At 53.8% G+C, this 25,440-nt stretch carries 20 protein-coding genes and 1 pseudogene; 15 read left to right on the forward strand and 6 right to left on the reverse strand.

The window, feature by feature from the left end:
* Positions 1 to 31: 31 nt before the first annotated feature.
* Together ilvD and GYMC10_RS08090 are read right to left on the reverse strand one after the other, a co-directional pair.
* The gene (gene ilvD / locus GYMC10_RS08085) at positions 32 to 1,720 is read right to left on the reverse strand and encodes a dihydroxy-acid dehydratase (protein WP_015734072.1); all 1,689 of its coding nucleotides are present in this window, start codon (positions 1,718 to 1,720) and stop codon (positions 32 to 34) included.
* Positions 1,721 to 1,957: 237 nt separating this feature from the next.
* Positions 1,958 to 2,197, reverse strand: a pseudogene (locus GYMC10_RS08090) (KGG domain-containing protein); the annotation flags it as partial.
* A gap of 212 nt (positions 2,198 to 2,409) precedes the next feature.
* On the opposite strand from GYMC10_RS08090, the gene GYMC10_RS08095 reads away from it, so the two are divergent.
* The 3 genes from GYMC10_RS08095 (at position 2,410) to mgrA (ending at position 5,108) form a co-directional block, all read left to right on the forward strand.
* Positions 2,410 to 3,177, forward strand: a complete 768-nt coding sequence (locus GYMC10_RS08095) for an HAD family hydrolase (protein WP_015734073.1) — start codon at positions 2,410 to 2,412, stop codon at positions 3,175 to 3,177.
* Positions 3,178 to 3,214: 37 nt separating this feature from the next.
* Entirely contained in the window at positions 3,215 to 3,967 is a 753-nt protein-coding gene (locus GYMC10_RS08100) for an NAD-dependent protein deacylase (protein WP_015734074.1), read from the forward strand.
* A gap of 124 nt (positions 3,968 to 4,091) precedes the next feature.
* Positions 4,092 to 5,108, forward strand: coding sequence for an L-glyceraldehyde 3-phosphate reductase (gene mgrA / locus GYMC10_RS08105; protein ID WP_041622123.1), 1,017 nt, complete (start codon positions 4,092 to 4,094; stop codon positions 5,106 to 5,108).
* 115 nt (positions 5,109 to 5,223) lie between these two features.
* On the opposite strand, the gene GYMC10_RS08110 is transcribed toward mgrA, so the two are convergent.
* On the reverse strand, positions 5,224 to 6,087 hold the full coding sequence (locus tag GYMC10_RS08110) for an AraC family transcriptional regulator (protein WP_015734076.1): 864 nt from the start codon (positions 6,085 to 6,087) through the stop codon (positions 5,224 to 5,226).
* A 187-nt stretch (positions 6,088 to 6,274) separates the two neighbouring features.
* Here GYMC10_RS08110 and GYMC10_RS08115 point away from each other — a divergent pair, with 187 nt between their 5' ends.
* The 12 genes from GYMC10_RS08115 to GYMC10_RS08170 all read left to right on the forward strand — a co-directional run bounded on the left by GYMC10_RS08115 (position 6,275) and on the right by GYMC10_RS08170 (position 22,596).
* Complete coding sequence (locus GYMC10_RS08115; RefSeq protein ID WP_015734077.1) at positions 6,275 to 7,453, forward strand: galactokinase; 1,179 nt, start codon at positions 6,275 to 6,277, stop codon at positions 7,451 to 7,453.
* Position 7,454: 1 nt separating this feature from the next.
* The gene (gene galE / locus GYMC10_RS08120) at positions 7,455 to 8,444 is read left to right on the forward strand and encodes a UDP-glucose 4-epimerase GalE (protein ID WP_015734078.1); all 990 of its coding nucleotides are present in this window, start codon (positions 7,455 to 7,457) and stop codon (positions 8,442 to 8,444) included.
* 19 nt (positions 8,445 to 8,463) lie between these two features.
* Entirely contained in the window at positions 8,464 to 10,053 is a 1,590-nt protein-coding gene (locus GYMC10_RS08125; protein ID WP_015734079.1) for a UDP-glucose--hexose-1-phosphate uridylyltransferase, read from the forward strand.
* Positions 10,054 to 10,230: 177 nt separating this feature from the next.
* Positions 10,231 to 11,394 carry an iron-containing alcohol dehydrogenase gene (locus GYMC10_RS08130; protein WP_015734080.1) on the forward strand — a complete coding sequence of 388 codons (1,164 nt, stop codon included), beginning with the start codon at positions 10,231 to 10,233 and terminating at the stop codon, positions 11,392 to 11,394.
* A 202-nt stretch (positions 11,395 to 11,596) separates the two neighbouring features.
* A complete protein-coding gene (locus GYMC10_RS08135; RefSeq protein ID WP_015734081.1) occupies positions 11,597 to 12,130 on the forward strand; it encodes a hypothetical protein in 534 nt (177 codons plus the stop codon).
* A 4-nt stretch (positions 12,131 to 12,134) separates the two neighbouring features.
* Positions 12,135 to 13,664, forward strand: coding sequence for a flotillin family protein (locus GYMC10_RS08140; RefSeq protein ID WP_009591831.1), 1,530 nt, complete (start codon positions 12,135 to 12,137; stop codon positions 13,662 to 13,664).
* A gap of 149 nt (positions 13,665 to 13,813) precedes the next feature.
* Positions 13,814 to 14,671 (forward strand): glucose PTS transporter transcription antiterminator GlcT, encoded by an 858-nt coding sequence (gene glcT, locus GYMC10_RS08145; RefSeq protein WP_015734082.1) that lies wholly within the window; start codon positions 13,814 to 13,816, stop codon positions 14,669 to 14,671.
* A 283-nt stretch (positions 14,672 to 14,954) separates the two neighbouring features.
* The gene (gene ptsG / locus GYMC10_RS08150; RefSeq protein ID WP_015734083.1) at positions 14,955 to 17,036 is read left to right on the forward strand and encodes a glucose-specific PTS transporter subunit IIBC; all 2,082 of its coding nucleotides are present in this window, start codon (positions 14,955 to 14,957) and stop codon (positions 17,034 to 17,036) included.
* Positions 17,037 to 17,094: 58 nt separating this feature from the next.
* A complete protein-coding gene (locus GYMC10_RS08155) occupies positions 17,095 to 17,370 on the forward strand; it encodes an HPr family phosphocarrier protein (RefSeq protein ID WP_009591829.1) in 276 nt (91 codons plus the stop codon).
* On the forward strand, positions 17,363 to 19,084 hold the full coding sequence (ptsP, locus tag GYMC10_RS08160; RefSeq protein WP_015734084.1) for a phosphoenolpyruvate--protein phosphotransferase: 1,722 nt from the start codon (positions 17,363 to 17,365) through the stop codon (positions 19,082 to 19,084). Before GYMC10_RS08155 ends, ptsP begins: the two co-directional genes overlap by 8 nt.
* Positions 19,085 to 19,416: 332 nt before the next feature.
* Positions 19,417 to 21,777, forward strand: coding sequence for a type I pullulanase (pulA, locus tag GYMC10_RS08165; protein WP_041621947.1), 2,361 nt, complete (start codon positions 19,417 to 19,419; stop codon positions 21,775 to 21,777).
* Between the two features lie 186 nt (positions 21,778 to 21,963).
* The gene (locus tag GYMC10_RS08170; RefSeq protein WP_015734086.1) at positions 21,964 to 22,596 is read left to right on the forward strand and encodes a 50S ribosomal protein L25; all 633 of its coding nucleotides are present in this window, start codon (positions 21,964 to 21,966) and stop codon (positions 22,594 to 22,596) included.
* 79 nt (positions 22,597 to 22,675) lie between these two features.
* Here GYMC10_RS08170 and GYMC10_RS08175 read toward each other — a convergent pair whose 3' ends face one another.
* The 3 genes from GYMC10_RS08175 to GYMC10_RS08185 all read right to left on the reverse strand — a co-directional run bounded on the left by GYMC10_RS08175 (position 22,676) and on the right by GYMC10_RS08185 (position 25,415).
* Complete coding sequence (locus tag GYMC10_RS08175) at positions 22,676 to 23,560, reverse strand: transporter substrate-binding domain-containing protein (RefSeq protein ID WP_015734087.1); 885 nt, start codon at positions 23,558 to 23,560, stop codon at positions 22,676 to 22,678.
* 263 nt (positions 23,561 to 23,823) lie between these two features.
* Positions 23,824 to 24,576, reverse strand: a complete 753-nt coding sequence (gene kduD / locus GYMC10_RS08180; RefSeq protein WP_009591832.1) for a 2-dehydro-3-deoxy-D-gluconate 5-dehydrogenase KduD — start codon at positions 24,574 to 24,576, stop codon at positions 23,824 to 23,826.
* A gap of 89 nt (positions 24,577 to 24,665) precedes the next feature.
* Complete coding sequence (locus tag GYMC10_RS08185; protein ID WP_015734088.1) at positions 24,666 to 25,415, reverse strand: DeoR/GlpR family DNA-binding transcription regulator; 750 nt, start codon at positions 25,413 to 25,415, stop codon at positions 24,666 to 24,668.
* Between the last annotated feature and the right edge of the window lie 25 nt (positions 25,416 to 25,440).

Raw genomic sequence — 25,440 nt, forward strand, 5'->3', positions numbered from 1 at the left:
GCGCGGGATAACCCCTTTGCTTTATTAAGGATTAGATTTTCAATACGCCGCCAGAGCTGGCGTTGGTCACAAGCTTCGAGTAGCGGGCAAGGTAACCGGTTTTCACTTTCGGTTCGAACTCAACCCATTTGCTGCGGCGTACAGCCATTTCCTCTTCGGAAACGTCCAGCAATTGAATCGTCCGTTTATTCAGGTCCAGCTCGATGATATCCCCGTCTTCAACGAAAGCGATAGGTCCGCCTTCAGCCGCTTCCGGCGAGATGTGTCCGATGCTGATGCCGCGGGAAGCGCCGGAGAAGCGTCCGTCCGTGATCAGACCGACTTTGGCTCCAAGCCCCATGCCTGCAATCTGCGAGGTCGGCGCCAGCATTTCCGGCATGCCCGGTCCGCCCTTCGGCCCTTCATATCGAATGACAACCACATGGCCTTCCTTGACCTTGCCGTTGGCAATGCCGCTAAGCGCCTCGTCCTGGGAGTCAAAGCAGATGGCAGGTCCTTTATGGTATCCGCCAACCGACGGATCGACCGCACCGACTTTGATGATGGAGCCTTCAGGAGCCAGATTGCCGTACAGTACCGCGAGTCCGCCGCGCTCGGAATACGGGGAATCGATCGGATGGATGACGTTCTCATCCTGGATTTCGCAGCCCTCTACGTTCTCGGCCAGCGTTTTGCCGGTTACGGTAATGCAATCCCCGTGCAATGCGCCCGGCTTCTTCAGAAGCTCGTGCAGAACCGCGCTTACTCCGCCTGCCAAATGCACATCCTCGATGAAGTAATCCGAAGCCGGAGCCAGCTTGGAAATGTGAGGAACGCGGTCAGCGACTTCGTTGATCCGCTCCAGCGGGTAATCAAGGCCGGCTTCTTGGGCAAGCGCCAATGTATGAAGCACCGTGTTGGTGGAGCCGCCCATCGCCATATCGAGCGCAAACGCATTGTCGATAGCTTCCAGGGTTACGATGTCACGCGGCTTCAGGTCCATTTTGACAAGTTCCATCAATTGTTTGGCCGATTGTTTAACAAACTCTCTGCGCTCTTCGGCGATGGCAAGAATGGTGCCGTTGCCCGGCAGAGCCAGACCCAGCGCTTCGGCGAGGCAGTTCATGGAGTTGGCGGTGAACATGCCGGAGCAGGATCCGCAGGTTGGACATCCGTATTGTTCCAATTCCAGGAGCTCATCGTCATTGATTTTGCCGACCTGGTGAGCGCCGACGCCTTCGAATACGGAAGTCAGGGACAATTTGCGGCCTTTGCTGTCCACGCCGGCCTTCATCGGTCCGCCGCTGACAAACACCGTCGGGATGTTAACGCGAAGGGCGCCCATCAGCATGCCTGGCGTAATTTTGTCGCAGTTCGGGATGCACACCATGCCGTCGAACCAGTGGGCGGATACAACGGTTTCCAGGGAATCCGCAATGATCTCGCGGCTTGGCAGCGAGTAGCGCATGCCGATATGTCCCATGGCAATTCCGTCATCCACGCCGATGGTGTTGAACTCGAACGGAACGCCGCCGGCTTCACGGATCGCATCCTTCACGATCTTGCCGAATTCCTGAAGATGCACGTGACCCGGAACGATATCGATGTAAGAGTTGCACACGGCGATGAACGGTTTGCCGAAATCCTCTTCCTTAACGCCTGCTGCACGCAGCAAGCTGCGGTGCGGCGCCCGGTCAAAACCTTTCTTGATCATGTCTGAACGCATTTTTTTGGTTGTCATGATGTCGATTTCCCCCCAGATCTATTATAAAATTGTTACGCTTTAGCGCGGTCTTCCGGCAAAGCAGCCGGGTACCTGTAAACAGCGAATAGGTTTTAAATGAGTCTATCACAAAAAGGTAGGTTTTTCTACATGATATTAATAGGAAGCGATGGAAGGAAGGCTGTCGTGACGGCCAAGAAAAAGCCTGTCCCCCTTCGTCGGGAACAGGCTTCCTACTGAAAAGGTATGCTATTTCTTGCCGCCTTTGCGGCCAATTTCCTGATAGAATTCGCGATTATGATTCCGCGAGGTGGCTTCGCCGCCCTTTTGACCGATTTCCTGGTAAAACTCGCGGCTATGGTTTTTGGACGTCGCTTTGCCGCCTTTTTTGCCGATTTCCTGATAGAATTCGCGGCTGTGTTTTTTGGCGGTGGCTTCGCCGCCAAGACGTCCGGCTTCTTCGCGGGTCATCTTTCGATTGCTGTTGGTGGCCATGAACAAATCACTCCTTTACCGTCGTATTTGCTATGCGTATATGTTACTTACCACGGTCCATTTGTCATGAATCAAAACATTCGACTAAAGATTGGTAAATTTTCAAGTCGGAGCGATTTCTTGATCCCATGCGCCAATAACGCTTAAATCAGAGTTTATTTCATGGTTTAATAAGAGTATGATCAAGAATAGGATAGGGAGGTTTTGAACCGTTGCCGTTTGTTCAACTGAAAGGACGAACCGTTCCCTGCCAAGGGATCTTGTTTGATAAAGACGGTACGCTGCTTCATTTCATGGCGCTGTGGGGAGGATGGGCCGATTATGTGCTCGAGTTCATGGAGGAACGGCTGGAGCTGATGGGATCCGGCTTTACGCTGCCGAAAGAGAAGGTGCTGGGGACCAAGCACGATGCCGGCGGACGCGTATCGGGGTATGATCTGCGGGGTCCGCTCGCCATGGGCACCGTGGAGGAGACGAACGGGCTTCTGGCCTGGCAATTGTACGCAGCCGGGATGCCATGGAACGAGGCGATTGTGCAGGTCCATCAGATTACGAAAAATGCCATGTACGAAGTCCGTCAGCGAAAGCCGGCATTCCCAATGCCCGGACTGGAACATTTCCTGGAAAAATGCAGCTTGGCCTCCGTGAAGATGGCAGTGGTGACTTCGGATCAAACCTCAGGTGCCGTGGAGCAGTTGGAATGGATGGGGCTTCGCTCGTACTTTACGGTCATTATGGGAAGAGATCAGGTTCGAAATGGCAAGCCGCACCCCGAAATGACCGAGGCGGCCTGCCGCCGGCTCGGGATCAAACCGGAGGAAGCGGTCGTCATCGGCGACAGCAACGCGGATATGCAGATGGCGAAGCAAGCAGGCGCTGCGCTGGCCGTAGGTTTAATGACGGATGAAGGGGAGCCGGCGCATCTGACAGATGCCGATGTTGTCATATCCGATTATAATGAATTAGACGTGCACAGGTAGACGTGTTATTTTAAGGGCTGTACGGAGGTGTATAAGAGTGGAGAACAGGGAAAAGATCGAGCAGTTGGCAACATGGATCGAAGCGAGCGACTACATTGTTTTTTTCGGGGGAGCGGGTACCTCCACCGAGAGCGGAATACCAGACTTCCGTTCGGCAGCCGGACTGTACCAGAGCGAGCACCAGTCTCCGTATCCGCCGGAGGTCATGCTCAGCCATACTTTTTTTATGCAGCATCCGGAAGTGTTTTACGACTTTTACCGGAGCAAGATGCTGCACCCGCTTGCGCAGCCGAACGGCTGTCACCGCCTATTGTCGAGACTCGAGCATGACGGGAAGCTAAAGGCGGTCATCACGCAGAATATCGATGGCCTGCATCAGTCGGCGGGATGTTCCGAGGTGCTGGAGCTTCACGGTTCCGTGCACCGCAATTATTGCATGGATTGCTCCCGATTCTACAGCCTTCAGGAGATTCTGGACATCAAGGAAACCGTCCCGCGCTGCAAGGATTGCGGAGGGCTGGTTCGGCCGGACGTCGTGCTGTATGAAGAGGAATTGGACCAGAACGTCATCATGCGCTCGATCCAGGAAATATCGACGGCCGACTTGTTGATTATTGGGGGGACTTCCCTGACGGTACACCCCGCCGCTAGTTTGATCTCCTATTTTCATGGAAGCAAGGTAGCTTTGCTGAATGCAGATCCAACCCCATACGATCACCGGGCAGGCCTCCTGATTGCGGATCGGATCGGTCAAGTCATGACGCAGGTGGATAAACTGATCAGCACGTGAGGGGACAAAAGGCGGCGTATTGCCGTACCTGTCCCTGTAATCGTTTTCTTGTCAAAGGAAGACCAAACGCGATAAGATGGAATTTAGCAATGGACCTATTCACTTAGAGAGGCAGGGATTGCAAGTGACCTATGTGGCTAGCGAAGACCGCTATGAAGGAATGAAGTATAACCGCGTGGGGCGGTCCGGGCTGAAACTTCCCGCGATCTCCCTTGGATTATGGCATAATTTCGGTGGCGTCGACACGTACGAGAACGGGCGGAACATGATTACGCGCTCCTTCGATCTGGGCATCACCCACTTCGATCTGGCGAACAATTACGGACCTCCTGCAGGCTCTGCCGAGGAGACTTTCGGTAAAGTGCTTTCCAGAGACCTTAAGGCATATCGTGACGAAATCATCGTTTCGTCCAAAGCCGGCTATTATATGTGGCCCGGTCCTTACGGCGATTTCGGATCGCGTAAATATCTGGTATCAAGCCTCGACCAGAGCTTGAAGCGAATGGGCCTGGACTATGTGGATATTTTCTATCATCATCGGATGGATCCGGAAACGCCGCTCGAGGAAACCATGGCAGCGCTGGATCATCTCGTTCGTTCCGGCAAGGCGTTGTATGTCGGAGTCTCCAACTATTCGCCGGAGAAGACCCGGGAAGCGATATCGATCCTGAAAAGCCTGGGTACCCCGCTGCTCATCCATCAACCGAGCTACTCCATGCTGGACCGTTGGGTGGAGAACGGATTGCTTGACGTCCTGGAAGAGAACGGGGTCGGAAGCATCGCATTCACGCCGCTTGCCCAAGGGCTCTTGACGAACAAATATTTGAACGGCGTGCCTGTCGATTCCCGTGCCGCAAGCGCATCCGTGTTCCTGAACGAAAGCAATATCACGCCTGAGGTGCTGCGCAAGATCAGAGCCTTGAACCAAATCGCCCAAGCCCGGAACCAGAGTCTGGCTCAATTCGCGCTCGCCTGGGTTCTGCGCGGCGGCCGGGTGACGTCTGCCCTGATCGGAGCTAGCAAAGTAAGCCAGATTGAAGACAACGTGGCTGCCTTGAACAATCTGGAGTTCTCGAAGGAAGAGCTGGATCGCATAGAAGCGATTCTCAAAACGGAGAATGCATCTTCTTCGGAAGGATAGATACTGCGAAAACATGGTGGCATTGAAATAGATACATGAAAAGGAGCGCCTTTAGGATGATAACCGGCCTGAAGGACGCTCCTTTTTTTGCCAAGGGATGGCTTGGGCGCAATCTTTAGGTAAGCGCGGATGAAGAGATGATGTCCTTGCGGTACCGCGACGGGGATCGGCCGACGAGCCGCTTGAATTGGCGCGAGAAATAGAGCGGATCGGTCAGTCCGACCGATGCGGAAACCTGCTCGATGGACAAATCGGGACGTTCGCGCAGCAGCCGTTTGGATTGGTCGATTCTTAATTTAAGCAGATACGTGATCGGAGTCATGCCCGTTTCCTGCTTGAAGATCCGTGACAGGTATGCGCGGTTGTAGCCTAGGCTCGTACACATCTGTTCGATCGAGACGGGATGGGCGTATTGGGAAGCCATGTAACTGATCATCTGCTTCACCGTGCGCTGAACCTGGGGTTCTGACAGCGTCAATCGGGACGGCCGGTCGCTCTGATTCATGATCTCGGCCCAGATTAAATGCAGGTAACCGATGGCGGCCATGTGAGAGCTTTCTTCCCTGGATTGAAAATGGCCCTGGATGAGGGATACATAGCCGGGAATGGGGTTGTTCTCCACGAGGTGGAGAACAGGCTTTTCGGGCGTGAGTCCCAAACGGGATATCTCTTCATCGGCGTGTTCTCCGTCAAAGGCGACCCAGCGGTAACGCCACGGCTGGCTCGCATCGGATACATAGCTGACAATCTGGCCGGGATGAATCAGGAAGCAATCGCCGGGCCCGAGCTGGTATCTGTCGGTTTCGGTCCGAAATACGCCATGGCCCGATTCGATGATGTGCAAGAGGTAATGATCGAATATTTTGGGCCCCAACGCATGCTCCGGAAGGGTCTGGCTCTCGCCGGCGAATCGCACGTGGAGCCAGCCGCCGCCTTGCTGTGCTGGGTTGGAAGCAACAGAATAGGTTGGTTTCATCATTCATTTTCCTTTACAATGAGTTTGGGAAAAAGAGGAACTATAGGGATTTCGTGATCATGAATTTATTGTACCTCCATAAGTCACATAAATCCATATGTAACACACAAGATTTCATTATCGGTTAACGAGATTTCCATTATACTGAAGACAGTAAAACTACCATATGTACAGGATGGAGTGATAGGCAGTGACGACGCAACAGCTTATGGAAAGATTTATGGACAAGCACGGTGAGAGCCAGCATAAGGTTCGCATATTTAATGCGCCAGGGCGCGTGAACCTGATCGGGGAGCATCTGGATTACAACGGGGGCTATGTGCTTCCGGCAGCCCTGGAGTTTGGCACAACCTTAATTATCCGACCGCGTGACGATAACAAGGTGAGCTTTTCATCCACCAATATCCCCTATGAATTAACGATCAGTCTGGACGAGGATTATGGCTACAAAATCGATCAATGGACGGATTACCCGGTCGGCGTCATTACCGAGCTGAATAAAATCGGCTGCGGGCTCAGCAGCGGCTATGACCTGCTGTACCACGGGGATATCCCGAACGGGGCAGGCCTCTCGTCCTCGGCGTCCATCGAAGTGGTCACGGCTTACGCCTTCTTGAAGATGGAGGGCAAGGAGACGGATACGGTGGAGATCGCAAAGCTTTCGCAGCGGGTGGAAAACCTGTTCGTCGGCGTCAACTCCGGCATCATGGATCAATTCGCCGTAGCCAACGGCAAGCAGGATCATGCCATTCTGTTAATGTGCGATACGCTGGAGTATGAGCTGGTGCCTTTCCGGACCGGAGCATACAAAATCGTGATTTCGAATACCAACAAACGGCGCGGACTCGTCGATTCCAAATATAATGAACGCCGCAGCGAATGTGACCGCGCTTTGGAAATTTTGCAAAAGGAGCTCCCGGCGTTATCGTATCTCGCCCAGCTGAATCCGGATCAATTCGCAACCTTGCGGGATAGCATCCAGGATGAGACCGTCAGAAGACGCGCCCAGCATGTCGTTGAGGAGAACCAGCGCGTGCTTGATTCCGTGAAGGCTTTGAAAGAGGGAAATCTGGAAGTTTTCGGACAGTACATGAATCAGTCCCATGACTCTTTGCGTTATCTGTACGAAGTCACGGGCGACGAGTTGGATGCTCTGGTGGAAGAAGCCCAGCGGATTCCGGGTACGCTCGGTTCCAGAATGACGGGAGCCGGCTTTGGCGGCTGCACGGTATCCCTCGTGCACGAGGACGCGGTGGAACGTTTCATCGCGGAAGTGGGACAGCAGTATGAGGCCAGAACGGGACTGAAGGCGGACTTCTACGTATGCGGCGTAGGTCAAGGCGTGCATGAAGTGAAGGAGGGCGAATAATATGGCTATTTTAGTGACTGGCGGAGCGGGTTATATCGGTTCACATACCGTGGCGGAGCTGCTGGAGCAAGGGGAAGACGTTGTAGTCATCGACAGCCTGGAGACGGGTCATCGCGAAGCGCTGCTGGGCGGAAAGCTGTATGTCGGCGATCTGCGCGACAAGGCGCTGCTGAAGCAGCTGTTCTCGGACAACGATATTGATGCCGTTATCCATTTTGCCGCGAATTCTCTGGTCGGCGAGAGCATGAAGGATCCGGTGAAATATTACGATAACAACGTGTACGGCACGCTGTGCCTGCTGGAAGCCATGAATGAGGCGGGCGTTCGAAAGATCGTCTTCTCTTCAACGGCCGCGACCTACGGTGAGCCCGAGAAGGTGCCGATCGAGGAAACGGACCGGACCCAGCCGACGAACGTGTACGGGGAAACCAAGCTGATGATGGAACGGATGATGTCCTGGTTCGATACCGTGCTCGGGGTGAAATATGTCTCCCTTCGTTACTTCAACGCGGCCGGCTCGCATGCCAGCGGCAAGATCGGCGAGGATCACCGGCCGGAGAGCCACTTGATTCCGCTCGTTCTGCAAACCGCTTTGAAGCAGCGCGCCAGCATCTCGGTGTTTGGCGACGATTACGCAACTCCCGATGGCACGTGCGTCCGCGATTACATTCACGTCAGCGATCTGGCGAATGCGCATCTGCGCGCGGTTGAATACCTTCGTCGCGGCGAGTCCAGCAATGTGTTCAATCTCGGCAACGGACTCGGGTTCTCGGTCAAGGAAGTGATCGAGACATCGAAGCGGGTAACGGGTGCCGACATTCCGGTTGTCATGGAAGCCCGCCGTGCGGGTGACCCTGCGGTATTGGTGGCGTCTTCGGACAAAGCGCGCACGGTTCTCGGATGGACGCCGTCCAGAACGACGCTGGAGGAGATTATCGAGAGCGCATGGAAGTGGCACAGCAGCCGTCCGGACGGTTACGGCGACAATTAATCCAAGGGGGACGATGAACATGAATGCTGCAACATCAAGTACTCCCGAATCCAAGCAGGTTCTGCATGCCATTGAAATGCTGGTGCGATTCGCGCTTCATAAAGGCCTGATCCAGGCAGCGGATGCGGATTACAGTCGCAACCTGCTGCTGGAGGATTTCGGGTTCAGCGAGCCGTACGGCGACGAAGTGAACGACCTGATGCCGGATGGGCCCCAGGCTATGCTCGACATCCTGATCGATTACGGTGCGGCGCATGGCATGATCCCGGAGAATACCGATACGTACCGGGATTTGCTGGACGCCAAAATCATGGGCCGCCTCATGGCAAGACCTTCGGAAGTAACCGCTCGGTTTCGGACGGTAGAGCAGGAGCAGGGGATCATCGAGGCTACCCGGCAATTTTACAACCTGTGCATCGACTCCAACTACATTCGGATGGATCGCGTAGCCAAAAACGAATACTGGCGGCATGCCAGCGCGTACGGCGATATTGAGATTACGATCAATCTATCCAAGCCGGAGAAGAGTCCGAAGGAAATCGCCATGGCCAAACTGCTGCCTCCGCCGATTTATCCGAAATGCCAGCTCTGCCGGGAGAACGTGGGTTATGCAGGCAGGGTCAATCACCCGGCGCGGCAAAACCTGCGCATTATCCCGCTGGAGTTGAACGGTGAGCCATGGTTCTTCCAATACTCGCCGTATGTTTACTATAACGAGCACTGCATCGTGTTCCACCACGATCACGTGCCGATGAAGCTGACCAAGGCGACGCTTGCCCGCCTCTTGAGTTTTGTTGATGCTTATCCGCATTATTTTCTCGGATCGAACGCGGATCTTCCGATTGTCGGGGGCTCCATTCTCACACATGATCATTTCCAGGGGGGGCGGCATACCTTCCCGATCCAGAAAGCGCCGAAGGTGGCCGGGTTTACGCACGGGGATTATCCGGGGGTATCCGTTGCCATCGTGAAATGGCCGATGTCGGTGATCCGGCTATCCTCAAGCGATCGGGATTCGCTGCTTGAATGCGCGAACGGCATTTACGAGGGCTGGAAAACCTACAGCGACCCTTCGGCAGACATTGAGGCCTTCAGCGAAGCGGACGGCGAACGGGTCCGCCATAATACGGTGACTCCGATTGCCCGCCGTAATGACGAGGGCATCTATGAGATGGATCTGGTTCTGCGGAACAATCGCACCAACGAGCAGCATCCGGAAGGGATCTTTCATCCTCATCGGGAGATGTTCCACATCAAGAAGGAAAACATCGGCTTGATCGAAGTGATGGGGCTGGCGATCCTGCCGGGCAGGCTCAAGGAAGAGCTGGATCAGATCGCCGAGATTCTGGCGGGGAACGAGGCACTGTATGCGGACAGCCAGGCCGCTGACCATCCGCTCGCCGTCCACGGCGACTGGATCGAGGAGCTGCGGGGCCGGGGCATAGCCGCATCCGATAAAGCCGGGGCCACCCAGCTGGTACGCCGGGAGGTCGGCAGCAAATTCACGACGATTTTGGAGCATGCCGGGGTATACAAACAGACCGCGGAAGGGCAGCAGGCATTTCAGCGATTCCTGAGCCATATGGGATACGTCCCTGACAGCATTTAGATATTCATGGTGGATATATGATTTTTTGAAGTTAACGATAACTAGGACCGTCATTCAAACAGCCGATCTTTCTGAAGAAGGACGGCTGTTTGTTTTGCATAATGGGAATGGTATAGAATGAAAAAGCACGCACGAATGAATATAGATGCAAACCAGATGCGATGGAGGTAATGTGACATGAGACCTTTTGTCTTTCATAATCCGACTCAGTTGATTTTTGGCAAGGGCAAGCTGAGTGCTTTAAGCGGTGAAGTGGCCAAATACGGCCGGAACGTTTTGCTGGTGTACGGCGGCGGCAGCATCAAGCGCAGCGGCCTTTACGATCAGGTCATCGCCTTGCTGAAAGAAGCGAATGCGGTGGTGACGGAGCTTGCCGGGGTGGAACCGAACCCGCGCCTGTCAACGGTACATAAAGGAGTGGAGTTGTGCCGGGAGCATCACATCGACCTTATTTTGGCCGTTGGCGGCGGAAGCGTCCTCGACTGCTCCAAAGCGATTGCCGTAGGGGCCAAGTATGACGGAGATATGTGGGATTTCGTAGAGCGCAAAGCCGTACCGCAAGCGGGTCTGCCGCTTGGAACGGTGCTTACGATGGCCGCAACGGGATCGGAGATGAACGGCGGCTCCGTCATCACCAATGAAGTGACCCAAGAGAAGATGGGCTGGGGCAGCCCGCATGCTTATCCCGCATTTTCGATTCTGGACCCTGTGCATACCTTCTCCCTTCCCCGGGATCAAACGGTGTACGGTATCGTGGATATCATGTCCCACGTACTGGAGCACTACTTCCACCAAGATACCAATACGCCGGTGCAGGACGGCTTCTGCGAAACGATTCTTCGAACCGTTATCGATACGGCGCCGAAGCTGGTTGAGGACCTGGAGAACTATGAACACCGCGAGACGATCATGTACTGCGGTACGATGGCGCTGAACGGCATGATCAACATGGGAATGGCCGGCGACTGGGGAACCCATAACATCGAGCACGCGGTATCTGCCGTATACGACATTCCGCACGGCGGCGGCCTGGCGATCCTGTTCCCGAACTGGATGAAATATAATCTGAACGCGGATCCTCAGCGCTTCAAGTCGCTTGCCGTGAATGTATTCGGTGTTGATTCGGCCGGGAAAAGCGATGAAGCGGCCGGACTGGAAGGAATCGAGGCGCTCCGCCGCTTCTGGACTTCCATCGGTGCGCCGAGCACGCTGGGAGATTACGATATCGACGACCGCGAGATCGGGTCCATGGCCGATAAAGCGATGCGCTTCGGTCCTTTTGGCAACTTCCGCAAGCTGCAGCGCGAGGACGTCGTTGAAATCTATCGGATGTCGTTATAGGGGTTGTCCTGTCGTTAGCTGACAAGGAATAAAAATGGTTTTAAAGCCTGCCGGTTCAAGCCGTGCAGGCTTTTTTGCTGGGGCGTCGAATATAGATATGAAGAGATTTTCATACGTTTGAGGCAAATAATTGAAACTTTAGCAAACATTTTGCCGTATTACTTGTTATACACAGTAAGGAATTCCAGAGGGGGCAATCAACATGGAAGCGTTATATTGGGGCTGTCTGATCGGAGGCGTGATCTTCGCCATCGTAACCGTGGTGCTAGGCGACATACTTAGCTCGGCGCTTGACGGATTGTTGGACTTTTTGTCAGTGGATTTTTTCAATCCGGTTGTGATCGCTGGGGGAATCACCGTATTCGGCGGAACCGGAATCATGCTGACGAAATACACGGAATTGGCGGCAGGTGCCCATGTAACGCTATCTGTCTTGGCGGCCATCGTCATTTCGATTCTCGTCTACTTCGGGTACGTGAAACCGATGGAGAACAGCGAGAACTCGACGGGCTTTTCCATCAAGGAGCTTGCGGGCAGGATCGGCGTAGTCACGGTGCCGCTTCCTGCAGAAGGATTCGGGGAAGTGATGGTCAAGGTCGGCGCAGGCAACACGATGCACATTGCCTCAAGCTTTGATCGCCAAACGCTTCCGGCAGGTGTCCGCGTGGTGGTTGTCGACATTGTTGATGGCGTCCTGAGGGTGTCCGAACTGGAAGAACGAAAAGGAGAGGATTGATTCAATGCCAGAGTACTTAGTAATTCCGTCGATTGTTGTAGGCGTCATTGTCGTGTTAGGACTTGCGTTCTGGGCCCGCTACAAAACGGTAAGCCCGGATGAAGCGATGATTGTCACCGGTTCTTTTTTGGGAAGCAAAAATTTGTCGGAGGACGAATCCGGCCGCAAAATCAAAATCGTTCGCGGCGGCGGCGCTTTTATACTCCCCGTGTTTCAGCGCTCCGAATTCGTATCGCTCTTATCTCATAAACTGGATGTCATGACGCCGGAAGTGTACACGGAGCAAGGCGTGCCGGTTATGGCGGACGGGGTGGCCATCATTAAAGTGGGAAGCTCGATCGAAGATGTGGCGACCGCAGCCGAGCAATTCATGGGCAAGCCCATTGAAGCACTGAAGGGTGAAGCCCAGGAGGTGCTGGAAGGCCATCTTCGTGCCATTCTCGGTTCCATGACCGTAGAGGAAGTATATCGTAACCGCGACAAGTTCGCGCAGGAAGTTCAGGGGGTTGCAGCAAGAGACCTGAAGAAGATGGGTCTGCAGATCGTCTCCTTTACCATTAAGGACGTTCGCGATAAGCACGGATATCTGGAAGCGCTTGGTAAACCGCGGATCGCTACGGTCAAGCGGGATGCGGAGATTGCCGAAGCCGAAGCGATGCGGGATGCGCGGATTCAGAAGGCGCGCGCCGAAGAAGAAGGACAGAAGGCCGAGGTCGTACGCGATACCAATATCGCGGAAGCCGAGAAGGAACGGGAGCTGAAGGTCGCGTCCTTTAAGAAGGAGCAGGATACGGCGAAGGCCGAAGCGGACCAAGCTTATCATATTCAGGAAGCCCGAGCCAGACAAACGGTGGTTGAGGAGCAGATGAAGGTTGAGCTCGTTCGTAAGGAACGCGAAATCGACCTGCAGGAGAAAGAAATCATGGTTCGCGAGAAGCAGTATGACGCGGACGTGAAGAAAAAAGCCGAAGCGGATCGCTATGCGGTTGAGCAGGCCGCCGAAGCGGATAAAGCCCGGAAGATGCGCGAAGCGGATGCTGTGCAATACTCCATCGAAACGCAGGCCAAAGCGTCTGCCGAGCAGAAGCGCCTAGATGGTATGGCGGTTGCGGATGCCGAGCGCGCGAAAGGTACGGCCGAAGCCGAAGTCATCCGCCTGCGCGGTATTGCCGAAGCCGATGCCAAAGAGAAGCTGGCCGAAGCGTTCCAGAAGTTCGGCGAGGCTGCTGTGCTCGATATCATCGTGAAAATGCTGCCTGAGCTTGCCGGCAAGATTGCTCAGCCGATCTCGTCCATCGACAAGCTGACGGTTGTCGATACGGGCAAGGGCGAAGGAGCGGCTCGCGTGAGCAATTATGTGACCGAGCTGATGTCCACGGCGCCTGAGATGCTGAAGAGTGTGTCCGGGATTGACGTGGAGGATCTCATTAAGGGATTAACAACGAAGAAATCCGCCACGGCTCAAAAGCCGGTGTCAATCGAGCAGGAACTTGTACCAGTCCCTGTAGAGACAAGTGCCGCTAAGGAAGAGTAGATCAAGCCCTAGGCAGGGCCGGAATACATGGTGGCAGGCAGCGGAACGGCACCTTGAAGACTTTGGCAACCACAAATGATTTTGCCGCGCTCTTATATTTCTGATAAGATATCCGAGTATACGCGTATGAATCAAAAAGAGGTGCGAACGTGAGCAGCTTACAAGTGGCTAAAGTGTTGAACAATAATGTAATCATAGCGAAGCATCCTCAACATGGCGAGGTTGTTGTTATCGGCAAGGGCATTGGCTTTAACCGGAAGAATAAAGACCGTATCCCTGCCGCCGCTGCCGAGAAGATGTTCATTTTGACCAAACCGGAGGAGCAGGAGCAGTATAAGCAGCTGGTGCCTCACATCGATGAGAAGCTGATTGAGGCGATGAATGATATTATTATGAATGCCGCCAAGTCCAGCGACGCTCCTCTGAATGAGCATATCCATATTGCCTTGACGGACCATATCGCATTTGCCATTAAACGCCATGCCCAAGGTCTCTATATCCACAATCCTTTTTTATACGAAACCAAAGAGATGTACCCTGAAGAGTACGAGATGGCCGAATATGCCGTCCGTACCATTCGGGAGAAGCTCGGGGTTGACTTGGGCCAAGAAGAAATCGGATTCATTGCCCTGCATTTTCACGGTGCCCTTACGAACCAGCATATCTCCGAGGTCCGCAAGCACTCGGAACTGATCGCGGACCTGGTTTATACCGTCGAGCAGCAGCTGGAGTACGCCATCCCGAGGGATACGCTGGATTATTCCCGATTGCTGACGCACCTCCGGTTTGCCTTGGAGCGGATACGGCGGGGAGAAGCGGTGAACGAGACGAGTTCGCTTGACGGCCTTCTGAAGCGTGAATATCCCGAGACCTATTCCTTGGCATGGAAGTTGACCAAGATGATGGAGCAGCGGCTGAAGAAACCCGTCTATCCCGCTGAGGCCGGTTATTTGACCATTCATTTGGAACGGTTGGTCCAGCGTAAAGAGCAGGGCGAGCAAATGTGAAGATTTTATTAAGTCCATTACCATGTGGTTGCAACGATAAATGAACGGTGTTACAATACGAACAGTTATGAACCATAAAACTTCAAATCCAACGTGTAACTGATTCGATCAGGCATGAGTATTGCAGGAATTTGGTTGTTATTACCCATTTTTGGGTAATCTAATCCATGAGATTAGCCATCCATTTACCTGTGGTTGCTCATGCCTTTTTTGATTTGATGGTTTTATGATGATGCTACCTACAGCTTGTGATAACAACTAGAGACAGAGGGTGAGAATTTTCATGTTTAAGCGGCTTTTTGGCGTACTGCAAAGGGTCGGTAAAGCTCTGATGCTGCCAGTGGCCATATTGCCGGCGGCCGGACTATTGCTCGGTCTTGGAAATATGCTGGTCAACCCCGATTTCCTGCAATATGCACCTTGGCTGGATGCGGCCTGGGTTCAAGCGGCTGCCACGGTCATGATGAATGCGGGACAAATCGTATTCACGAACCTATCCTTGCTGTTTGCAGTGGGGGTTGCGGTCGGTTTGGCCGGAGGTGAGGGCGTTGCGGGACTGGCCGCGATCATCGGTTACCTTGTCATGAACGTCACCATGGGCAGCGTGATCGGCGTGACGCCAGCCATGGTCGGCACGAATTACGAATATGCCAGCGTGCTTGGCATTCCGACGTTGGCTACCGGGGTATTCGGCGGAATTATCGTCGGTATATTGGCAGCCAGCATGTACCGACGGTTTTTCAAAATCGAGCTTCCGTCCTATCTGGGCTTTTTTGCAGGAAAACGTTTTGTTCCGATTATGACGGCCGCAACGTCCGTTTTGCTTGGTCTGTTGATGGTGTTTATATGGCCGCCGATCCAGTCGGCGCTTAACACGGCGTCGCATTTCATGCTGGAACAAAACCTGACGCTGTCCGCTTTTGTGTTCGGCGTCGTGGAACGCGGATTGATTCCGTTCGGCCTGCACCACATTTTCTATTCCCCGTTCTGGTTTGAATTCGGGGAATATCTGAACCAGGCAGGACAATTGGTTCGAGGGGACCAGAACATATTCATGGCCCAGCTTCGGGACGGCGTCGAGTTTACGGCAGGCACCTTCATGACGGGTAAGTATCCATTCATGATGTTCGGTCTTCCTGCGGCAGCGCTTGCCATCTATCATGAGGCAAGACCGGAGAACAAAAAGTTCGTGGCCGGCATCATGGGGTCTGCGGCGCTGACTTCCTTCTTGACCGGGATCACGGAACCGCTTGAGTTCTCGTTCCTGTTCGTAGCACCGATCCTGTTCGCCGTGCATGCGCTGTTTGCCGGCCTGTCCTTCATGACCATGCATATTTTGGGCACCAAAATCGGCATGACCTTCTCCGGCGGCCTGATCGACTACATGATCTTCGGTGTCATTCCGAACCGGACGCCATGGTGGAATGTTCTCATCGTGGGTGCTATTATGGCTGTAATCTATTACTTCGGCTTCCGGTTTGTCATTCGGAAATTCAATCTGAGGACGCCGGGGCGCGAGGAAGCTTCGACGACCGAGCCGGAATCAGACACCGGGGCAGCGGGCGGCGGCAGTAAAAATGATCTGCCGTCTAATATCCTGACTGCACTGGGCGGCCAGCCTAACATCGCGCATCTGGATGCATGCATCACTCGTCTTCGCGTAGAGGTAAAAGACAAGGGCCATGTCGATAAGGCAAGGCTGAAGCAGCTGGGTGCGTCAGGCGTGCTGGAGGTGGGGAATAATATCCAGGCGATATTCGGAACCCGTTCCGATACGATCAAATCGCAGATTCAAGACATCATGTCGGGAATCACGCCGACCACTGCACCTCAAGCAGCGGCTTTGGAGACGATGCCGACGGCTCAAGAGGAACAGCAGGCCGGACAGGACGGGGAAACGCTCGTTAAGGAGGAAATCGTATCCCCGGCCGATGGAGAGCTTATGGATATTTCCCATGTGCCTGACCCCGTGTTTGCCGAACGGATGACAGGGGACGGATTTGCGATCGTGCCTCATAACGGAACGATTGTGTCTCCCGTTAACGGCACCGTGTTCAATGTGTTCCCCAGCAAGCATGCCGTCGGCATTATGTCGGATGGCGGCAAGGAAGTGCTTGTCCATATCGGCGTCAATACCGTTAAGCTGAAAGGGCAAGGATTTGAAGTCCTTGTACAAGAGGGGGACCTGGTCTCCACCGGTCAACCGATCATGCAAGTGGATCTGGATTATGTGAAGGAGAATGCCAAATCGATCATTTCTCCTATTATCTTCTCGAATCTGCCGGAGGGAGCTTCCGTGAAGCTGAACAAGACCGGTGAAGTAAAAAGCGGCGAGGAAGGGATCATTACCCTATTGAAACCTTAACCTCGCGATGGTTTCCAGGATTCTAAAAATTAAAATATACGAAAGTAGGATGATGAACATGCAACAAACATTCAGAATTATTGACGAAGATGGAATTCACGCACGCCCGGCAACCGCATTGGTGAATACGGCTAACAAATTCCAGGATACCAACTCTTTTGCCGAAGCTAACGGCAAAAAAGTAACGCTGAAGTCGATTCTCGGCGTTCTGTCCCTCGGATTGGAGCAAGGCGACACATTGACACTGATCACGGAAGGCGGCAATGAAAGCGAGGCGCTGACAGCATTGCAAGAAGTGATGGTGAACGAAGGGCTAGGCGAGCTTCATGAATAATTTGAAAGGTATCGCGGCTTCCGCAGGTATTGCGATAGCACGTGCTTTTACGCTGGAGCATCCCGATTATTCCGTCACGGAGAAGCAAGTGACGGACACGGATGCGGAGCTCGCGAAGCTGGATGCGGCGCTGGCCCAGTCCCAGGCTGAGCTGGAAGCGATCAAAGCCCGCACGCTTCAGGAACTCGGGGAGAAGAAGGCTGAGATTTTCGAATCTCACCTTCTCATCCTGAATGATCCCGAATTGATTGAACCGGTCAAGGCGAAAATCGCTTCCGAATCGGTTAACGCGGAATATGCGCTGAACGAAACGGCAACCCAGTTCATTCAAATGTTCGAGAACATGAAGAGCGCCTACTTGCAGGAGCGAGCAGCGGATATGCGCGACGTCACCAAACGCATCCTGAAGCATCTGCTCGGCTTGAATTATGTCAGCCCTTCGGAGATCAGCGAAGAAGTGATCGTGGTTGCAGAGGATTTGACTCCGTCGGATACGGCGCAGTTGAACCGGAACTACGTTAAGGGCTTCACGACGAATATCGGCGGACGTACCTCGCACTCCGCCATCATGGCCCGTTCACTTGAAATTCCGGCTGTCGTCGGGACGAAGAACGTGCTCTCTGCGGTCAAAAACGGGGATATGATCATCGTTGACGGATTGGAAGGGGATGTCATCGTTAATCCTACGGAAGCCATCGTAGAACAATACCGTGCGAAGCAAGACGCCTATGCCAAGCAGGTGGAGGAGTGGAAGAAGCTGCGCTCCGAACCGACGGTTTCCAAGGACGGAATCCATGTGGAGCTGGCTGCCAACATCGGGACGCCGAATGATGTGGCCGGCGTGCTGGAGAACGGCGGAGAAGCCGTAGGATTGTACCGTACGGAATTCCTGTACATGGGGAGAGACAAACTTCCTTCCGAAGAGATCCAGTATGTTGCTTACAAATCGGTTCTGGAGAAAATGGAAGGCAAGCCGGTTGTTGTTCGCACGCTTGATATCGGCGGGGATAAGGAGCTGCCGTATCTGGATCTTCCCAAGGAAATGAATCCGTTCCTCGGATTCCGTGCCGTCAGGTTGTGCCTGGACCGCCAGGATATTTTCAGAACACAGCTTCGGGCGCTGCTGCGTGCAAGCGTCCACGGCAACCTGCGTATCATGTTTCCCATGATAGCGACACTGGGCGAGTTCCGCGAAGCCAAAGCGCTTCTGGAGGAAGAAAAGGCTAAGCTTATAAGCGAAGGCATTTCGGTTTCCGAAGAAATCCAGCTGGGCATCATGGTGGAGATTCCATCTACCGCCGTGCTTGCCGATCAATTTGCCAAAGAGGTGGATTTCTTCAGCATCGGAACCAATGACCTGATTCAATACACGATGGCCGCCGACCGCATGAATGAACGGGTGGCGTATCTGTACCAGCCATACAATCCGGCGATTCTGCGACTGGTTAAAATGGTCATCGATGCCGCCCATCGCGAAGGCCGCTGGGTAGGCATGTGCGGCGAAATGGCCGGCGACGCGACTGCTATTCCGATTCTGCTCGGTCTGGGGCTGGATGAGTTCAGCATGAGCGCCACCTCCATTCTGCCGGCTCGCAGCCAGATCGGGAAGCTGTCCCGCAGCGATATGCAGGCACTTGCAGCCAAAGCGCTTGAAATGGGTACCGCAGAGGAAGTAGTGGCTCTGGTGGAATCCATTGAGGTTGCAGCCGAGTAAGAAGGAAGACAACGTACAACTTGATCGATCCCTGCAGTCGTATTACGTTTGTTTCTGGGGACTCTACCAATCTTTTTCCACGATAGCATCACATTGACAACATCTGTCCATAGCGGACAGATGTTTTTTTGTCAAAAGAAAGACACCGGGCATATTTGCTAGTATAATAGCCTAAATATATAGTGAATTGGCTTGGAACCCAAACCAATTCAGGGCTTTTGGCATACCATGATATATGAAAGCGTTCTAAATTCATGTGCTAGAGGTCTGTCTTATGATTCAGGCGCCCATACTAGGAAGTAAATCTACTATAAGTGACGGTGACGATGAGTATGGACATGATCAAGAGCTGCACAAGCGTTAAGCTGGGAGCGACCTACCGAAGAGAGGGAACGGCCTTTCAGGTATGGGCTCCGGATGCGGTAAATGTAAAGCTGGCTTTATATGAGGGTCCGGGAGAGTATAACGAGCAGGGTCTTGTGACGGATCACGAGGGCGGTACGCTGTATGCGATGGTCCGGAATGAGGACGGCGTATGGTCGGCTCAGGTAAACCGTGATCTCCATGGAACTTATTATATGTACCGAATCGAGTCTGCAGAGGGGGGCGTCTGTTATGCCGTTGACCCTTATGCAACCGCTGTGTCCGCGAATGGCTGCCGCGGCGCGGTGGTCGACCTGGCGAAGAGCAATCCGCCGGGGTGGGAGCAGGATGTTAGACCGAACCTGCTAAAGCCTACGGATTCGGTGCTCTATGAGCTGCATGTACGCGATTTCTCGATCCACACGGATTCGGGAATGAAATATAGAGGAAAATACAAGGCATTTACGGAGGGCGGTCTGCGAGACTCCGAAGGAAACGCCCTTGGTCTGGATCATCTTGAAGAATTGGGTGTGACCCATGTGCATCTGCTGCCGGTATTTGATTTCCGGACGGTCAATGAGCTGGACGGATATGCAAGCGGGCGCTTAAGCCGCGAGTATAATTGGGGCTACGATCCGCAGAATTACAATGTGCCTGAAGGTTCGTATGCAACAGATCCCATGGATCCGATCGTGCGCATCCGGGAGCTGAAGGAGATGGTTTTGGCCCTCCATGCAAGGGGAATCCGCGTCGTCATGGATGTGGTTTATAACCATACGTATACGGTGGACGACGGCCCGTTCGAACGATTGGCGCCGGGGTACTTCTATCGCAAGGACGGATACGGGAATCTATCGAACGGTTCGGGCGTAGGGAATGAGCTGGCCACGGAGAAGCCGATGGTGCGCAAATACATCAAGGATTCGTTAAAATACTGGGCCGAGGAATATCATATCGACGGATTTCGGTTCGATCTGATGGCACTGATCGATACAACGACGATGAAAGAGATCGTAAGCGAGCTGCGCCGAGAGGTCGACCGTTCTCTCTTGTTCTATGGTGAGCCATGGACGGGAGGAATGAGCCCGTTAACGGAACAAACCGTCAAGGGAAGCCAGAAGGGCCAAGGCTTCGCCGTATTTAATGATCATTTCCGGCATGCCATTAAGGGGGACAATGACGGGCGCGGCCGAGGGTTTGCTACGGGCGAGCCATGGTACGAAGGGGCCGTCGTTGAAGGAATGATGGGCTCGATCCATAATTTTGCGCTCCACCCGGAGGAAACGGTGAATTATGTCACCGTGCACGACAATTTGAATCTGTGGGACAAAATTTTAGTGGCACAAGGCATGGAAGAGCAGGCAGGGCTTCTCCGTTTGACGGATGGGAAGTTGGTTAACGAAGGAGATGTATGGCAGGCAACCGCTGCGTCCACACCCTATGCCGGCATACCCGATGAAGATGTGATGTCGGCTGCGGCCGTGCGCCGGAGCTTGCTGGCTAACGGCATCGTGCTGCTCTCCCAGGGGATTCCGCTGCTGCATGCGGGCGATGAGCTGCTACGCACGAAATACGGCGATCATAACAGCTACCGCAGCGGGGACGCCATCAATGCCATTCGCTGGTCCAATAAGCGACGCTTCAAACCGGTGTTTGATTATTACAGAGGTCTTATCGCCCTGCGAAAAGCCCATCCGGCGTTCCGGATGGCATCAAGAGAAGAGATCGAAGGCCATATGGAAGTGCTGCGAAGCAGCGATCGGATCATTGCTTACCGCCTTACGAAGCCAGCCGAACAAGGCAGCTGGGGCCAAATCGTCGTCATCGTTAACGGCAATGAACATGAAATGCCGGTGGATCTGCCGCCTACCCCTTACCGCTGGAACATCGTGGTGAATGATCGTCAGGCGGGGACGGATACGATCCAGACGCTGGATCAAGGGAAGGCAGTCATTCCAGGTCTGTCGCTGATGGTGTTATATGAGGATCTGGCCCATATGAAACAGGGGCTGACGGCCGTTGAGATCGAATATGAGAGACGCGACCAAGCATACGAGGGATGGAACGTATGGGTATGGGGAACGGGCGTGCAGGATGGCAGCATTCCATTCTCCCGCACGGACAGCGGCAGGGCACGGGCGGTCTTCTACGCGGCTTCCGGAACCGATCGGATCGGCTGTATCGTCAGGCTGAATGAATGGGAGGACCGGGAAGGCGAGAACGATTGGTTTATCGATATTCCGACGGATGAAGCAGAGGTTCGGATAACGCTGCGAAGCGGCCAAAACGAAGACAGCGACACTAAAGAGCAGCGGGATATCGCCAGTTAGAATAGGATGAAACAACAAGGAGCCCTTTCCATGGTGGAAAGGGCTCCTATTTACATATTTTCAAAAGGGGTACTCTTTATTACCCGCTGCATTGTCATTTAAAACATCGAAATTCCATGATTAGTTAGCAGGTAAATAGGGTAATAATGAGATAGACTTTGTTTTCGATAAAGGAGGATGTCACTCATGTCAAAAGGAAACACAGTTCAACTGAAAGCCAATGTGCGTGATGAATTTACCCGGGCTTCTCGCCGAGAGCTTCGCGAAAGCGGCGGACTTCCCGGTGTTGTATACGGTGCGGGCGAGGAAAGCATCCCCGTAGCTGTTGATTTCAAGGATACGGCGAAGCTGTTCCACACCGGGCGTTCCGAGGTGTTTCAGCTAGATATTCCGGGCTCTGGCAAAGTGCCGGTGTTGATTAAGGATATTCAGAAGAGACGCGGCAACGTATCCCATGTGGACTTCCTGCGCATCTCCATGAACAAGCCGGTTCGTGTCAGCATCCCGGTGGATTATCAGGGCACTGCTGCCGGAACGAAGTCCGGGGGCATCCTGCAAACCCAGGTCACCGAAATCGAAGTGGAGGGTTTGCCGGGCGATCTGCCTACTACCCTGGAAGCGGATGTATCCGCGCTGGAGATTGGGGACAAGCTCACGGTAGCTGATCTTAAGGTGCCGGAGGGTATCACATTACACGCTTCGGAAGAGGAAATTCTCGCCACGGTCATCGTGCCTCGCGCGGTGGAGGCGGCGGAGACCGAGAGTGAAGCGGACGCTGAGGAAGCGAATGCGGAAGAGGCCACAACCGAAGAATCATAATAAGCATGATAAAAAGGCGCTTGCTTTGCTGGTATCCAGCAGAGCAAGCGCCTTTTTTTGGCGCAAGGCAGGAATGGCTTTATTTAACCTTGCGGTCATGAATGCCTTTGTAACTGATCGGAGCGTCCCCGAAGTATTTGTTCCATATGGTCAAATACGTTCCGTCCTGCTGCATGGTAGCCAGGGCATTATCCACGGCCGCCACGAGATCCGGATTCCCTTTGACGAAGGCTGCGGAAATCTCGGATACTTGATCGGCGGATTCGGCGGCAGCGACCGGTATATCCGGGAATTGCTGCTTTAGGTTGGTGACGGATAGCTGGTCCGAAATGACGGCATCCAGGTCTCCATTTGCGAGCTTGTTAGCGGCGTCGGATATATATTTAATCGGGACAACTTCCGCTCCGTACCGCTTGGCCATATCCTTATAGATTCCGGTTGGGTTCAGGCCGACGCGCTTGCCCTTGATATCCGAAAAGGTACGGATCTGAGCTTTGCCCGAGGAATGAACCAGGAGGACGGGGGTAGAGGATAAGTAAGCGACGGAAAAATCATAGAGCGCCCGCCGGTCCGGCCGGTCTTCGATCTGGTTGAAGACGGCGTCGTATTTGCCTTCCGTCAGCCCAGGCAGCAGATTCTCCCACCCGGTCTCAACGAATTCGGCCTTTAGCTCCATATGACGGGCAACCTCTTCAGCGATTTCCACATCGAATCCCGTAAGTATTCCGCCTGTACCATGGTAACTGAAAGGGGGATAATCCCGTTCCGTGGCGATTCGCAGGGTTCCGCGTTCCACGGCATTCCGAAGCAGGAAGCCGGTGTTCACCCGGTATGGATTAACGCCCATGTTCGGGGACGGGACCCGGTCGTTGCTGTTCACCGTACAGCCGCTAAGCACAATGGAACCGAAGAGAGAAAGCAAGCAGGCAAGACTGACATAACGTATCGATTTTGTTCCGCGCATGACTCCAAAAACCATCCTTTCTTTATTCACGGTCCTTCGAGGCCCATTTCGTAAAGTTAGCATGTCCCAAAGGATGGTTCGTATATTCGCGAAATGTCAGTGCCCGGCCATAATAAAGTGTACTAATTCAACGTAAGAGTAAACGAACAAAAAGAGGCCATGCCTCCTCCGGCTGCAGCAGCAGCAGAAAGCGCAAGGCCTCTTATCGCTAGAATCGGTTGGAGCTCACTCCGGCAAGACTTAAAGCTAACGCCGTTTCTTGGTTAACGGGCCATCCATCCGCCGTCCACGCATAACACATGCCCGTTCATGTAATCCGAAGCGGCGGAAGCGAGGAACACGGCAGGGCCTCCGATATCCTCGGGCTTGCCCCAGCGTCCGGCCGGAATGCGGTCCGTAATGGATGTACGGCGATCCTCGTCCTGACGGATGGCTGCCGTGTTATCGGTTTCGATGTAACCGGGAGCAATGCCGTTCACCTGGATGCCGCTGGCTGCCCATTCGTTGGCCAAAGCCTTGGTTAAGCCGGCAACGCCATGCTTGCTCGCCGTGTAACCAGGCACATTGATTCCGCCTTGGTAGGACAGCATGGAGCAAATGTTAATGATCTTGCCGCTGCCGCGTTCAATCATATGTCTTCCGGCCAGTTGGGACAGCAAAAAGACGGTGTTCAAATTCAAGTCGATCACGTCAAGCCAATCCTGCACGCCGTGATCCTTGGCCGGGGTCCGGCGGATAATGCCGGCATTGTTTACCAGAATGTCCACATGCCCGGTCAGCTCCAGCGCTTGATCAAAGGTCTGCTGAAGTTTGCTTTGGTCGCTTAAATCGACCCGAATCTCGGAGGCTTTTCTGCCGAATCCCTTGATGGCTTCAATCGTTTCGGCGCTTGTATTCATGGACACGGCAACGATATCCGCGCCGGCCTCGGCCAGCGCTATGGCGATGCCTTGCCCCAGTCCGCGGGCCGAGCCGGTGACGATCGCCGTTTTGCCTGATAAATCAAACCTGTTCATGCTCCGTTATCCCCTCTCATATGTTCGCTAAATGGATGCAGTACGAAACTAGGCCGTTCGTTATAGAGGTAAGAGTCTCAAGCGGGCGGTTACAGTAGGGTAACGCCGGCTCCCTCGTATTGCTTTACCGTCTCGGGAGACAGTCCCGCATCGGTCATGATGCCGCTGATCTCCTGCAAGGATGAAAAAGTCCGTAAGGCCGTCTGACCGAATTTATGATGATCGACGACGGCATAAACCTCCGCCGAGGTTTCGATTAAGGCCCGTTTGAACGGAATCAAATCCCCGGTATAGATGGACAACCCATGGTCAAGATGGACGCCCGTGGCGGATATGAAGGCTTTTTGAATGTTCAGCTGCGTTACGTACGCTACGCCTTCCGGGCCTGCGAGCATGTTCCGCACCCGGTAGCCCCCCGGAACGACCAGCCGGATATGATTCTTGGTTGCCAGCTCGCTGATGATATAGACATCGTTCGTAATGACCGTTAACGGCATATCCTCCAGCCTGCGGGCGATCTCCAGCGTGGTGCTGCCGCCGTCAAGGGCAATGATGTCGTCCGTGTTGATATGCTTCAGTGCCTTCTGCGCGATTTCGGTCTTCTCATCCGGGTGCTTGGCCAGCGGTTCTTTTGAGGGCAGGATGCCGAATTGGTCGCTGTGTGCCAGCACGGCTCCGCCGTGCACGCGGACGATCAGACCCTGCTCCTCGAGCTTGGTCAAATCCTCGCGTATGGTTTTTCCGGTTACCTGAAGCTGCTGGCTCAAATCGGCGACGGTCACTTCTTTATGGGTTAGAAGGTACTCCATTATTTTTTCATAACGTCGTAACGGGTTCATATGGTTCTCAACTCTTCCGTGGGTT

Source organism: Paenibacillus sp. Y412MC10 (genome assembly GCF_000024685.1).
GTDB lineage: Bacteria > Bacillota > Bacilli > Paenibacillales > Paenibacillaceae > Paenibacillus_AQ > Paenibacillus_AQ lautus_A.